Here is a 13012-nt window from a genome sequence, read left to right on the forward strand (position 1 = left end):
GATCCCACGGGACCGGCGCCCTCCGACCTCGGACGCGCGCTCAGGCGTCGAGGCGCAGCATCCATCCGTGGCGGTCTGCGACGCGGCCGTACTGGATGTCGGTCAGCTCATCGCGCAGCGACATCGCCAGCTCGCTGGATGCGGGGCCCTCGTGGACGATCTCGAAGTCGTCGGCGAGCAGCTTGCCGATCGGCACGACGACGGCGGCCGTGCCGCACGCGAACGCGCCGACGATCTCGCCGGATGCCGCGCCCTCGCGCCACTCGTCGATCGACACCTTGCGCTGCTCGACCGTGAGCCCGCGGTCCTTCGCCAGTTGGAGGATCGACGCGAGCGTGATGCCTTCGAGGATCGAGTCCGATTCCGGGGTGATGAGGCGGCCGTCGCGCGTGACGAGCACGAGGTTCATGCCGCCGAGCTCCTCGATGTACCGACCGTCGAGGAAGAGCACCTGCTGGCAGCCCTTCTCATACGCCTCGGCTTGCGGCAGCAGGCTCGAGGCGTAGTTGCCGCCCGTCTTCGCCGCACCCGTGCCGCCCTTGCCCGCGCGTGCATACTGTCGGGACAGCCAGATGTTCACCGGCTGCACACCGCCGGGGAAGTACGCCCCGGCGGGCGAGGCGATGAGGTAGTAGCCGACCTTCTGGGCCGCCCGCACACCGAGGAAGGCCTCCTTGGCGAACATGAACGGACGCAGGTAGAGGCTCGTCTCGGGAGCCGACGGCACCCAGTCCGCGTCGACGGCGATGAGCTGGCGCAGCGACTCGATGAAGATGTCGGAGGGCAGCTCCGGCAGTGCCAGGCGACGAGCCGAGCGCTGCAGGCGCGCGGCGTTGCGGTCGGGACGGAACGTCCAGATCGAGCCGTCCGCGTGGCGGTACGCCTTCAGACCCTCGAAGATCTCCTGGGAGTAGTGCAGGACGGCGGCGGCGGGATCGAGCGGAATCGGCCCGTACGGCTCGACCTGCGGGCGGTGCCAGCCGCCCTTGAGCGACCAGCAGAGATCGACCATGTGGTCGGTGAAGTGCTGTCCGAAACCCGGGTCGGCGAGGATCGCCGCGCGCTCGGCATCCGGTGTCGCGCTCTCATTGCGCGTCACTCGCCAGATGAGCCCTGCGGACGAGGGAGCCTGGAGTGGGAGGTCGATGGCCATTGTCGTGTCCTGTCTGCGCTCATGGGGGCGCGGGGGTGCTTCGCGGCGTCGTGTGCCGTCGTGCCCAGGCTACGCCCGGAGACGCCCTGCGATCGCGTCCCCGATCTGCGAAGTCGTTCGGAGTGCGCCGTCCCGTCCGGCGATGTCGTCCTCGACGGCGCGGGTGACGCGCGCGGCCTCGTCACGCAGCCCGAGGTGGTCGAGCAGGAGCGAGACGGAGAGGATCGCAGCCGTGGGATCGGCCTTCTGCTGCCCCGCGATGTCCGGCGCCGACCCGTGCACGGGCTCGAACATCGACGGGAACGCGCCGTCCGGGTTGATGTTCCCGGAGGCCGCAAGACCGATGCCACCGGTGACGGCGCCGGCCAGGTCTGTCAGGATGTCGCCGAAGAGGTTGTCGGTGACGATGACATCGAAGCGGCCCGGGTTCGTGACCAGGAAGATCGTCGCCGCGTCGACGTGCAGGTAGTCTACGGCCACATCCGGGTGCTCCTTCGCCACCGCATCCGCGATCCGCTTCCACAGTCCGCCCGCGTGCACGAGGACGTTCGTCTTGTGTACGAGCGTGAGCCTCCTCGAGCGCCGCTCGGCGAGGTCGAACGCGTAGCGCACGACGCGCTCGACACCGAAGGCCGTGTTCACGGACGTCTCGTTCGCGACCTCGTGCGGCGTGCCGCGCCGAATCGCACCGCCGTTGCCGACATACGGGCCCTCGGTGCCCTCGCGGACGACCACGAAGTCGACGACTCCCGGATCGGCGAGCGGCCCCGGAGCGCCCGGGTACAGCTTGGACGGGCGCAGGTTGACGTAGTGGTCGAGTTCGAAGCGGAGCTTCAGCAGCAGGCCGCGCTCGATGTTCGCGTCCTTCAGCCGCGGGTCGCCCGGCACTCCCCCGACCGCTCCGAGCAGGATCGCGTCGTGGGCCTTGATGGCGTCGAGGTCCTCGTCGGTGAGTGTGTCGCCGGTCTCGAGATACCGCCCGGCGCCGAGCGAGAACGCGGTCTTCTCGAAGCGGATGCCGCTGTCGGCCGTCGCCGCATCGAGCACCTTCTCCGCCTCGGAGACGACCTCCGGGCCGATCCCGTCACCGGGGATGACGGCGAGTTTCACGACACGGGACGACGCTTCCGGCACGGGGCACTCCTCACGATCGGCGCCCGAGACGGCGCACACTGCTCCAGGCTAGCCGTCGGCGGCAGGCCGCGACGACCGTGCGACGGCACGTGACGAGTCCGCGATTACCACGTCTGAACGTTCCACGCCACCCCCATGAAGGAACCGCTGCGTCGGTGGTTGTGTGGACAGACGAGCCGGGCCCGACCCCGGGACCGGCCGCTGGAAGGAGAGAATGACATGACCATGGGATTGGGTGTAGTCCTCGTCGTGATCGGCGCCATCCTCACATACGCCCTGCACATCACGGTGTCGTGGGTCGACCTTCAGCTCGTCGGATACATCCTCATGGTGGCCGGGGTGATCGTCTTCGTCATCGGCCTCATCAGGTTCTTCATGCACCGTCGCACGGTCGGCACGTCGCGCACGTACGTCGACCCCGCCACGGGCGACCGCGTGGCCCGCGAGGAGCGGGTCCTGCCGCCCGAAGACGTCTGATCGACTCCGCCCTCGGGCGCGGATCGGCTCCTCAGAGCCGATCCGTGTCGACGGACCGGCCGCGTCCGAGGGTCGTCGCCGCCACGACGGCGGCGGCGAGCACGAAGCCCGCACCGATGAGCGACGTCACAGCGACCCCCGCATCGAATGCGGCGGCGGCTGCGGCGTGCAGCGCGGCGCCGACCTGGCCGCCCACCTGATCCGCAACGTGCATCGCACCCGCGAGGGTCTCGCGCGCAGCCACCGCGGACGCATCCGGAACGCCGTCCGGAACCACCAGATTCGAGCGATACATCGCGGTGAGGATGCCGCCGAGGATCGTCGTGCCGAGCACGGCGCCGATCTCGTACGCCGTCTCCGAGATCGCACTCGCCGCCCCCGCCTTCGCGGCGGGCGCGCTGGACAACACGAGCTCGTTCGAGACGGTCTCGGCCATTCCGATGCCCACGCCCAGCAGCACCGACGCCGCGACCACGAGCGCCAGCGCCGCGTTGTGGCTCACGAACGACATGAGGATGTACCCCACGATCGACACCGACAGGGCCGCGGGGATCAGCATGCGGGGGGCCAGCCGCCGTGCGATCGGCACGACGACGAGGCTCGCGATGATCATCGCCACGAGCCCGGGGACGAGCGCGAGGCCCGCCTGCATCGGCGACAGGCCGAGCACGAGCTGCAGGTGCTGGGCGATGAAGTACTCGAACCCGACGAACGCGATGACACTCAGCAGGTTCACGAGGAGCGCGCCGGTGAAGCTGCCGACGGCGAAGAGGCGCACGTCGAACATCGGCGCCTCCACGCGCAGCTGACGACGGACGAAGAGCGCACCGCATCCGAGGCCCGCGGCGCCGAGCGCGATCCAGCCGAGCGTCGGCCCGTCGACCGCGATCTGCTTGATCGCGTAGACGACGAGCACCATGGTCGCGATCGACAGGAGGATGCTCACAGGATCGATCCGGCCCGGGTTCGGGTCGCGGCTCTCGGGCACGATGATCGGCGCGAAGACCAGGAGCGGCACCAGGACCGGGACGGCGAGCAGGAACACGGAGCCCCACGAGAAGTGCTCGAGCAGCATGCCGCCGACGATGGGGCCGAGGGCGGCGCCGGCGGAGAACGCGGCGGCCCAGATCGCGATCGCGAGCCTGCGCTGATCGCGGTCGGTGAAGATGCTCCGGATCAGCGACATGGTCGACGGCATCAGCACGGCCCCGAAGACGCCCATCGCGGCGCGCGCGGCGATGAGCCACTCGGCGGTCGGCGCGAAGGCGGCGAGCACCGAGACGACGACGAAGCCCGTCGCTCCGATGAGCAGGAGCCTGCGGCGGCCGTACCGGTCGCCCAGGGTGCCGGCGGTCACGAGGAAGGCGGCCAGGACGAGCGGATACACGTCGATCATCCACAGCTGCTGGACGGCTGTCGGCTCGAGGTGCAGCGCGATCTGCGGCAGCGCGAAATGCAGCACCGTCGCATCGACCGAGACGAGCAGCACCGGCAGCATGAGCACCGCCAACGCCGCCCAGCCGCGCCAGCCGACGCGCTCCGGCACGCGCACGGCGCTGCGGGGGGCTGCGGTCTGGACGGACATGTCTTCCTCGTTCATTTCTATACCGTCTGGTCGGTACACTAACTCTGGTATGGTAGCAGAATGAGTCGGCCCCCACGAGCGCGCGAGATCGTGCTGGACGCCTTCGAGCGCATCCTCGTCGAGGACGGAGCGCGCGGCGCGACCCTGGATGCGACCGCCCGCGCCGCGGGCGTCTCCAAGGGCGGACTGCTCTACCACTTCGCCTCGAAGGACGCCCTCGAAAGCGCGCTCATCGAACGCCTGCGCGTCCTCGTCGCCGCCGACATCGCGACGATCGAGAGTGCGCCGGAGGGTGTCGTCGCCTACTTCGTCCGCGCGTCGGTCATGGAGGACGACGACCTCGACCGCGCCATCATCGCCACCTCGCGTCTCGCCCAGAACGGCCACCCGGCCGCAACCCGGGCGCTCCTGGAGATGCGCGAGAGCTGGGAGGCCGTCCTGCGACCGCACACGAGGGATGCCGCGGCCCTGGACCTCGTCATGCTCGTGAGCGACGGCCTCTACTTCAACAACGCGCTCGGCGGCGACACTCCGCTCACCGTCGTCCCGAAGGGCGCCGCACTCGACGCGCTCATCGCGCTCGTCGCGCAGGTCGCGGCGCCGGAGGCCGCGGACTGACGGGTCAGCCGAGCGCGTCGAGCCGGCGCTGGAGGTAGCGGCGGGCGGCAGCATCCGTCTCCCGTGCCAGGGCCTCCGCGTAGTCCCCCCGGCCGGCGAGCTCGTCGCCGCAGCGCACGTCCATCTCGGCGCGCGCCGCGAACGCCTGCGCCGCGAGGACGCCCGCGAACAGCGCGTCGTCGGCGTCGAGCTCGAGGCGCGCGGACTCCGGTCCGAGCTCGGCGCTGTACCCGCGGGCGACGAGCCGCCCGAGCCGCGCGGACGGCGACGGCCAGACTGCGACCAGCCCGTCGTAGAGCTGCGCGATGGCCGGCCAGTCCGTCGACTCCCACGTCGGAGCGATGTCGTGCAGCCCGGCGATTCCCGCCTGCAGGGCGAAGCGGCCGATCCCGCCCTGGAGCGCCCGGGTCGCCAGCGACTCCCCCTCCGCGATGAGCGCCCGATTCCAGGCACGGCGGTCGGCGGTGGCGAGGTCGACGAGCTCGCCCGCCGGATCCAGACGTGTCGACTGCCGTGCTTCCGTCAGCAGCAGCAGGCCGAGCAGGCCGGATGCCTCGGCCTCCCCCGGGCACACTCTGAGCGCGTCGCGCGCCAGGTCGACGGCGTCCCGTCGCAGTCGCCCGCTCGTGTCCGCGGTGGGCGCCGCGTACCCCGCGGTGTACACGAGCGAGATCACCACCAGCGCGTCGGGCATGCGCTCGCGCACCTGCGCGTCATCCTCCATCGCGAAGCGGAGCGGCGAGTCGTGCAGCCGCTTCTTCGCACGCGTCAGTCGGGCGGCCATCGTCGCCTCGGAGACCAGCAGCATCGCCGCCACATCGCGCGTCGGCACACCGCACACGAACCGCAGGGCAAGGCCGAGGCGCGTCTCCTCGGCGACGTCGGGGTGGCAGACCATGAGGATCAGCTCGAGCCGCTCGTCGCCCGTGAAGGCGAACGCGGACATGTCGTCCTCCCCTGTGCTCCCCCGCACCGGTCGCGTCTCGAACGCCAGCGCGGGAAGAGCCCGCGCAGCCGTCTGGGCGCGCCGCACGTAGTCGATCGCGATGCGCCGTGCCGCCGTGGTGATCCAGGCGGAAGGGTTGTCCAGCCGGACCCCCGAGCGTTCCTGCGCGAGCGCACGCAGGAACGCGTCGTGCACGGCGTCCTCAGCGAGCTGGAGGTCGCCGATGTAGGCGGCCACCGCACCGAGGATGCGACCGGCATCCACCCGATACGCATCCTCGATGCGGGAAGTCACACCTCATTCAACCGCAGCGTCCATCGCCAGCGGGATCTCGTCGGCCGACATCGGCACCTGCGCGATCGGGTACAGCTCGAGCCACCCTCCGGTGGGCACGAGCGCTGCCAGCTCACGCGCCTGCTCGGGGCTGTCGGCGGTGAAGGTGTAGAAGCCGGTCACGACTTCGCGCACCTCGCCGAACGGCCCGTCGGTGAAGACGGCGCCCGACGCGGACGGCACGATGCGGGTGGCCTCGGACTGCGGTCGGAGGGGGGCGGATGCGGCGATCCGCTGGCCCGCGGCGACCACCGCCTCCTGGAAGACCTTGTGACCGGCAAGGTCCATCTCGATCTGCTCGGGCGAGAGGACCGACGGGTCCCACTCGGGCTCACGGATGACGATCAGGTATTCGGCGGACATCGTGCTCTCCTTGTCGCGGTGGCGTTCGGGTCCCGCGGGATGCGGAACACCGATACGACGTGGACGACCTGCCGGAATCGACAGCCTCGAGCAGATTCTTCCGGATTTCGGGCGATCAGTCCTCCGTGGTCGCGATCAGTCCTCGGTGATCGCGATCTGTGCGAACAGGTCGGCGTCGATGGCCTCGCGCACCTCGTCGAGCAGCTCCTCGTCCACGGGCGAGTCGACCGTCAGAACGGACAGCGCCTGGCCGCCCGCGGCGCGCCGGGCGATCTGCATCCCCGCGATGTTGATGCCGGCGTCGCCGAACTTCTGTCCGTACACGGCGACGATTCCGGGACGGTCGGTGTAGAGCATCACGATGTGCTGCTTCTCGATCGGCAGCTCGAGCGCGTAGTCGTTGATGCCGACGAGCTTCTCGATCTGCTTGGGCCCGGTGAGCGTGCCGGAGACCGCCAGCTGCGAGCCGTCCGACAGGGCGCCGCGCAGCGTGATGACGTTGCGGTACTCGGGGCTGTCGGCATCCACGATCAGACGCGACTCGACGCCGCGCTGGTCGGCGAGCAGCGGGGCGTTGACGTAGGAGACCGTCTCGCTGACGATGTTGGTGAAGATGCCCTTGAGCGCCGCGAGCTTGAGGACGCTGACGTCATAGTCGCTGAGCTCGCCGTGCACCTCGACGTCGAGGCTCGTCAGCGGCGACCGCGCGAGGCCCGCGAAGATCTGACCGAGCTTCTCGACGAGCGGGATGCCGGGGCGGACGTAGGGATCGATGATCCCGCCCGCCACGTTCACGGCATCAGGCACGAGCTCGCCGCCGAGGGCGAGGCGCACCGAACGGGCGACCGAGACCCCCGCCTTCTCCTGCGCCTCGTCTGTGCTCGCACCGAGGTGGGGCGTCACGACGACGTTCGGGAGGGACAGGAGCGCCTTGGCCGTCCCGCCCTCGGCCGGCGGCTCGGACGTGAAGACGTCCAGGCCGGCGCCGGCGATCTCCCCCGTGGTGAGCGCCTCGTGCAGCGCCGCCTCGTCGATGAGCCCGCCACGCGCGACGTTGACGATGTACGCGGTCGGCTTCATGGCGCGGAACTGCTCGGCGCCGATCATGCCGGTCGTCTCGGGCGTCTTCGGCATGTGGATCGTGACGAAGTCGCTCTCGGCGAGCAGCTCGTCGAGCGTGACCAGCTGCACGCCGAGCTGCTGGGCGCGGGCGCTCGTGACGTACGGGTCGTAGGCGACCACGCGCATGTCGAAGGCTTGCAGACGCGCGGCGATGAGGGCGCCGATTCGGCCCAGGCCGATGATGCCGACCGTCTTCTCGAAGAGCTCGGTGCCGGTGTAGGCACTGCGCTTCCACTGACCCGCCGCGAGCGACGCGTTGCCCGCGGGGATGTGGCGGGCGAGGCTCAGGATGTGGCCGATCGTGAGCTCGGCGGCGGAGATGATGTTCGACGTCGGCGCGTTGACGACCATGACGCCGGCGGTCGTCGCGGCCTTGATGTCGACGTTGTCGAGCCCGACGCCGGCGCGGGCGATCACTTGCAGCCTGGGAGCGGCGGCCAGCGCCTCCTCGTCGATCTTCGTCGCGGAGCGGATGAGCACCGCGTTCGCGTCGGCGAGGGCCGACAGCAGAGCCGGACGGTCGGTTCCGTCGACCGAGCGGACATCGAAGTCCGGCCCGAGGGCGTCGATCGTGGCGGGAGACAGCTCCTCGGCGAGGAGGACGACAGGCTTGGGCACAGAGGGACCCTTCGATGAGCGCGATCGGGGGATGCCACGCCGCACGCCATGGGGGGCGAGACAGGCTCAGCCTACCGTGGGCGGGAACGGCCTCCCCGCCGTATGACGCCGGGCGACGCGCTCAGGAGCCGAGCATCGACCCGCCGTACGCCGCGCCGTAGGCGACGATGTCGAGCCAGAACACCGAGACGAGGCAGAGGCCGGTGAGGAGGATGGCCGTGAACGGCAGCGCACGGCGGCGCCATCCGATCGCGAACGCGATGGCGAACACGACGATCGGAAGGACGACCGGAAGAAGCAGCACGAACCAGCCGTACGCGTTCAGCCCGAGGGGACCCGAGGCCTGCGTGACGAGGAACGCGACGGCGTTCCACAGGGCGTAGGCGTAGAAGAGGCCGAAGAATGCCGAGATCACCGCGATGAGCCAGGTCGGCATCGCGGCTCGGCGCTTCGCGGGAGTCGATGGGGTCGACGCATCCGTCGTCATCGTCCGACCGTCCCCACCATGATGAACGGCCACGGCAGCAGCAGTGCGGCGCCGCCGATGAGCCAGGCGAACCGCACCCATACGCGCGAGCGTGCCGTGAGCCACAGCACCGTCAGGAACCAGATCGCGGGCGCGGCCACGGCGAGCCACAGGCTCACCTGATACGCCACGGGGGCGACGAGGAAGTCGGCCGCGCCCTTCAGTCGCAGGCCGCCCACGACCCAGCCGATCGTCGAGAGAAGATAGATGCCGCCGAGCACGCCGATGACGAGCAGCGCGACGTTGCCGAGGGCGGGAGCGTGCTCGTCGGTCGGCGCCCCGACCGTCTCCGCTCCCCTGCCGACGGCCGTGTACCCGTCGGGCAGAGCCGGCCGCTCCGCTGCGGACTCATCCTTGCGCGTCGGCTCCGCCCGGGCGGAAGAGGAGCCGACGTGCAGCGTCGGGTCGTCCTCGTCGCCCCACGAGAGGGCGTCGTCGTCGGAACTCGGGGTCACCCGTCCAGCCTATCGGCGGCGGGATCCCTCACTCGAAGATGGGCACCGTCAGGTTGTGCCACGTGACCGGACCGGCGATGCCGTCCGCCGGCGGAGCGAAGCTCGCCTGGAACTGCCGCACGGCGGTGTCCGTCTCGGGTCCGAAGATGCCGTCGATCGTCACGCTCAGCAGGCTCTGCAACGCGCGGACGCTGTCCCCCGTGCTGCCCGTGTGCACGGTCGCGATGAGGTGCGGCCAGTCGAGCTGGCCGACGGTCGTCCCGAAGTCCGAGGAGCGGATGGTGTGCTGGAAGGCCTCGAGCGCCGCCCCGCTCATCGGCCCGAAGACGCCGTCCGCGGCGATGGACGCCCCGCGGGCGCGGAGCAGGTACTGCGCGGCGAGCACACGCCAGTTGTCATCGGTCGTCGCACCCTGCATGACGAGCGGCCAGCTGCCGGGCGCCATCATCAGGAACGACCAGGTCTGCTCGCCCGCTCTGCCGTCGGTCGTGAGGCCCCACGACATCTGGAAGTTCCGCACGTGGTCCTCGGTCTCCGGACCGAAGCTGCCGTCCACCATGAGGGGCGCGTCGCCCGGGAAGCGGAGCAGCCCGAGGCTCTGCACGGCGCGCACCGCGTCGCCGGTCGACCCCACCTGCGTCTGGACGACGGTGAGCGGCCAGGTGAGCGGCCCGACGACGCCGTCCTGAACGAGACCGGCGGACGCCTGCACGGACTTCACGGCTGCGGCTGTCAGCGGTCCGAACACCCCGTCCACGGTAAGCGGGTGACCGTGCGCACGCAGGAGGTACTGCAGCGACGGGACCCGTGGGTCGGTGGTGTTCTGCTGGAGCGTGGCCCACGGTTCGATGTTCACGGTGTCGTCCTCTCGGTCCCTGACGAACAACGAGAGGATCGCGCCGGGCCCGTGATACGTCAGACGGATGCGGCGGCCACCGCCGCGGCGACGAGCTGCGCGTCCGTCACCTCGAAGGCGTCCGCTCCCCCGCCCGGTCCGCTGACGCCGCGCTCGACGGGGCGAGAGGCCGACAGGTGCACGGCATCCACCCCCGCCGCCACCAGGGCGGCGATCCCGTCGATCGCGACCCCGCCGCCGGCCATCACCTCGAGCCTCTCGCCTGCCTCGCGCACCATCACGGCGAGGGTGTCGAGGCCGTCGGCGCAGCGCGGCGCACCACCCGATGTCAGCACCCGGCGCACGGGTAGCCCTGCAAGCTGCCCGACCGCGGCGACCGGGTCCGCGGATGCGTCGACCGCGCGGTGCACGGTCACGTCGAGGCCCTCGGCCGCGTCGATGAACCGATGGAGCGTGTCGAGGTCGAGGCGACCATCCTCGGTGAGCGCGCCGACGACGACGCCGTTCGCGCCGAGCCGAGCGGCCGCGCGGATGTCGCGCACCATCGTCTCCACCTCGTCGGCGTCATAGACGAAGCCCCCGCCACGGGGGCGGATCAGCGCATGCACGAAGGCTGCGCGCGCCGCCGACAGCATCCCGGCATCCTCGATCAGACCGGCGGACGGCGTGAGCCCCCCGAGCCGCAGACCCTGGGTGAGCTCCACGCGGGTGGCCCCCGCATCCATCGCGATGCGAACGCCCTCGGCGCTCTGCACGGCGATCTCCACGGCGACGGGGTGACGTGTCATCGCCTCAGGCTAGCCGCGGCATCCCTCCGCCCGTCACGTCCGAACGGAGGGATGCCGACACGCCTCAGAAGACCGGGACGCCGCCCTGGACCAGCTGCCAGTTGACCACGTGGAAGTCCTTGGGGTCGATGACTCCCGCGGCCGACGCATACGCGACGATCGCCTCGCGGATCGCGACCTGGGCGTTGTAGACCACCGGCGCCGTCGCGATGTGCGGGAACCCGCCGCCGCCGGACTGACGGTAGTTGTTGACCGCGACGACGAACCTCTGGTCCGACGCGACGGGCGTCCCGTTCCACGACAGGTTCAGGATGCGCGACCCCTGCGGCTGAGCGACATCGATGTCGTACGTGACACCGGAGAACTGGTCGTAGTTGTAGTCCGGGGTGTTCAGCGCGTTCGTCAGCGTCGCCGTGTTCACCGGCGTCCCGACCAGGACCTGGTTGAAGTACTTCGCCGAGTACTCGAGGTAGTCCTTGATCTCGGCGCCCGTGAGCACCGACGCCAGCAGCGTGTTGTCGTAGATGTACAGACCGGCGATGTCGCGGATCGTGACCTGGCCGGCCGGGAACGAGGCGAGGCGGCTGAAGGGCGCCGCGATCGAGACGATCGGGAGGGATGCCTCGGGCGTGCCCGCGATCGCCTTCGCCACCGTGTCGACCTGCACCTTGTTCACGTAGTCGAGGATCGCGGTGTCCTTCCAGCACGCCTCGGCCGCCGACAGCGCCTCGGTCGAGGTGGCGACCGGCTTGTTGACGTACGCGACGACCGCGTCGTGCTGCGACTGGATGACCGAGACGAGCGCGGGATCGTCCTGCACGGTGTTCGTGTTGACGGTGGCGACGCTCTTGCCGGCGATCTGCCACCTGCCCCGCACGAACTCGAGCTCGAGGTCGAACACGCTCAGCCGCTCGCCCCAGCAGACCGGCTCGCTCATGGCGACCGTCTCGCCCGTCGGGCCCGTCTCGAGGTAGTTGCGCTCGACGTGCGCGTGGCCGAAGAGGATCGCGTCGATGCCCGGCACCTGCTGAGCGATGAGCTTCGCGGCGTTCTCGTTCGGGAGGTCTCCGCCGTACGAGGAGGTTCCGCTGTCGCCCGCGTGGACGCTCACGACGAGCACGTCGACGCCCTCGCGACGGATGATCGGCACCCAGCGCTTGGCCGTCTCGACGACGTCGAGCACCTCGAGCTTGCCGCCCACGTTCGCCTTGTCCCAGATGACGATGCCGGGGTTCGTCATGCCGAGCACGCCCACGCGGATCGGCTTGTGGCCCTTCAGGTGGATCGTCTTGATCGTGTACGGCTTGTACGCCGGGACGGTCGTGCCGGCGCGCACGGCGTTCGCACCGAGGACCGGTGCATCCATCTGCGAGATCCACGTGTCGAGGAACTCGAGTCCGTAGTTGAACTCGTGGTTGCCGAGGGCGACGGCGTCGTACCCGATGGCGTTCATCTGCGCGGCCATGGGGTGGATCGCACCCGAGGTCGTGATCGGGTCGACCGTGGCGTAGTAGAAGCCGAGGGGCGTGCCCTGGATCGTGTCGCCGGCGTCGAACAGCAGCGTGTGGTCACGACCCCGGATCTCGCGGATGTGGTTCACGACGCTCGAGACACGCGCGAGGCCGACGACGTTGCCGGCCTTGTCGCTGTAAGCGGCGTTCGTGTAGTAGTCCCAGTTGAGGGCGTGCGAGTGGATGTCGGACGTGCCCATGATCGTGATCGTCACGGACCTGTCGGACCCGTCGGCGGCGAGGGCCTTGCCGGGGTTCGCGACCCAGCCGGCGGCGGCCAGGGCGCTGGCCGCCGAGACTCCGGTGAGGAATCCTCGTCGGCTGACCCCGCTGCGGCGCTCCTGTTCGATCTCGTCGGGAATCCGGCACGAGCACCACCGGGGTTCGGGGGCGGCGTCGTGGCTGTGGTCGTGAGGCATGTGTTCTCCCATAACCACCCACCCCACCATGCTGAGTGTTTCCTGGCAAGAGCCTGGAGATGAACTGTTCCTCATCCGCGCCAATCGGATGTCTTTCCGTCACGCGAG

13 protein-coding genes are annotated in these 13012 nt (G+C 70.1%); 2 read left to right on the forward strand and 11 right to left on the reverse strand.

Annotated elements, in window-relative coordinates; all coding sequences use genetic code 11:
- Positions 1-40 precede the first annotated feature (40 nt).
- Positions 41-1153, reverse strand: coding sequence for a branched-chain amino acid aminotransferase (locus tag SM116_RS11135; protein ID WP_320941054.1), 1113 nt, complete (start codon positions 1151-1153; stop codon positions 41-43).
- 69 nt (positions 1154-1222) lie between these two features.
- Positions 1223-2287, reverse strand: coding sequence for a 3-isopropylmalate dehydrogenase (locus SM116_RS11140; protein ID WP_320941055.1), 1065 nt, complete (start codon positions 2285-2287; stop codon positions 1223-1225).
- Positions 2288-2506: 219 nt separating this feature from the next.
- Here SM116_RS11140 and SM116_RS11145 point away from each other — a divergent pair, with 219 nt between their 5' ends.
- A complete protein-coding gene (locus tag SM116_RS11145; RefSeq protein WP_320941056.1) occupies positions 2507-2764 on the forward strand; it encodes a DUF6458 family protein in 258 nt (85 codons plus the stop codon).
- 31 nt (positions 2765-2795) lie between these two features.
- Here the strand turns inward: SM116_RS11145 and SM116_RS11150 are convergent, their stop codons facing one another.
- Positions 2796-4349, reverse strand: a complete 1554-nt coding sequence (locus SM116_RS11150) for an MFS transporter (protein ID WP_320941057.1) — start codon at positions 4347-4349, stop codon at positions 2796-2798.
- 60 nt (positions 4350-4409) lie between these two features.
- Here SM116_RS11150 and SM116_RS11155 point away from each other — a divergent pair, with 60 nt between their 5' ends.
- Positions 4410-4967: a TetR/AcrR family transcriptional regulator gene (locus tag SM116_RS11155; RefSeq protein ID WP_320941058.1), complete on the forward strand. Its 558-nt coding sequence runs from the start codon at positions 4410-4412 to the stop codon at positions 4965-4967.
- Between the two features lie 4 nt (positions 4968-4971).
- Here SM116_RS11155 and SM116_RS11160 read toward each other — a convergent pair whose 3' ends face one another.
- The 8 genes from SM116_RS11160 to SM116_RS11195 all read right to left on the reverse strand — a co-directional run bounded on the left by SM116_RS11160 (position 4972) and on the right by SM116_RS11195 (position 12904).
- The gene (locus SM116_RS11160; RefSeq protein ID WP_320941059.1) at positions 4972-6207 is read right to left on the reverse strand and encodes an RNA polymerase sigma factor; all 1236 of its coding nucleotides are present in this window, start codon (positions 6205-6207) and stop codon (positions 4972-4974) included.
- Between the two features lie 3 nt (positions 6208-6210).
- Entirely contained in the window at positions 6211-6609 is a 399-nt protein-coding gene (locus tag SM116_RS11165; RefSeq protein ID WP_320941060.1) for a YciI family protein, read from the reverse strand.
- Between the two features lie 135 nt (positions 6610-6744).
- On the reverse strand, positions 6745-8349 hold the full coding sequence (serA, locus tag SM116_RS11170) for a phosphoglycerate dehydrogenase (RefSeq protein WP_320941061.1): 1605 nt from the start codon (positions 8347-8349) through the stop codon (positions 6745-6747).
- 121 nt (positions 8350-8470) lie between these two features.
- Positions 8471-8836, reverse strand: a complete 366-nt coding sequence (locus SM116_RS11175; RefSeq protein WP_320941062.1) for a bacitracin resistance protein — start codon at positions 8834-8836, stop codon at positions 8471-8473.
- Positions 8833-9330, reverse strand: a complete 498-nt coding sequence (locus tag SM116_RS11180) for a DNA polymerase III subunit gamma/tau (RefSeq protein ID WP_320941063.1) — start codon at positions 9328-9330, stop codon at positions 8833-8835. Before SM116_RS11180 ends, SM116_RS11175 begins: the two co-directional genes overlap by 4 nt.
- A 28-nt stretch (positions 9331-9358) precedes the next feature.
- Positions 9359-10186 (reverse strand): peptidoglycan-binding domain-containing protein, encoded by an 828-nt coding sequence (locus tag SM116_RS11185; protein WP_320941064.1) that lies wholly within the window; start codon positions 10184-10186, stop codon positions 9359-9361.
- A gap of 59 nt (positions 10187-10245) precedes the next feature.
- A complete protein-coding gene (locus SM116_RS11190; protein WP_320941065.1) occupies positions 10246-10974 on the reverse strand; it encodes a copper homeostasis protein CutC in 729 nt (242 codons plus the stop codon).
- Positions 10975-11038: 64 nt separating this feature from the next.
- Positions 11039-12904: a bifunctional metallophosphatase/5'-nucleotidase gene (locus SM116_RS11195; RefSeq protein ID WP_320941066.1), complete on the reverse strand. Its 1866-nt coding sequence runs from the start codon at positions 12902-12904 to the stop codon at positions 11039-11041.
- Between the last annotated feature and the right edge of the window lie 108 nt (positions 12905-13012).

The sequence above is a fragment of the Microbacterium rhizosphaerae genome (assembly GCF_034120055.1).
In the GTDB taxonomy this organism is placed as follows: Bacteria; Actinomycetota; Actinomycetes; order Actinomycetales; family Microbacteriaceae; genus Microbacterium; species Microbacterium rhizosphaerae.

Bases quoted from the DNA above. Each gene is read 5' to 3' on its own strand.
- SM116_RS11155 (WP_320941058.1), top strand. From the start codon at position 4,410: ATGAGTCGGCCCCCACGAGCGCGCGAGATCGTGCTGGACGCCTTCGAG.
- SM116_RS11190 (WP_320941065.1), bottom strand. From the start codon at position 10,974: ATGACACGTCACCCCGTCGCCGTGGAGATCGCCGTGCAGAGCGCCGAG.
- SM116_RS11135 (WP_320941054.1), bottom strand. From the start codon at position 1,153: ATGGCCATCGACCTCCCACTCCAGGCTCCCTCGTCCGCAGGGCTCATC.
- SM116_RS11195 (WP_320941066.1), bottom strand. From the start codon at position 12,904: ATGCCTCACGACCACAGCCACGACGCCGCCCCCGAACCCCGGTGGTGC.
- SM116_RS11165 (WP_320941060.1), bottom strand. From the start codon at position 6,609: ATGTCCGCCGAATACCTGATCGTCATCCGTGAGCCCGAGTGGGACCCG.
- SM116_RS11145 (WP_320941056.1), top strand. From the start codon at position 2,507: ATGACCATGGGATTGGGTGTAGTCCTCGTCGTGATCGGCGCCATCCTC.
- SM116_RS11150 (WP_320941057.1), bottom strand. From the start codon at position 4,349: ATGTCCGTCCAGACCGCAGCCCCCCGCAGCGCCGTGCGCGTGCCGGAG.
- SM116_RS11175 (WP_320941062.1), bottom strand. From the start codon at position 8,836: ATGACGACGGATGCGTCGACCCCATCGACTCCCGCGAAGCGCCGAGCC.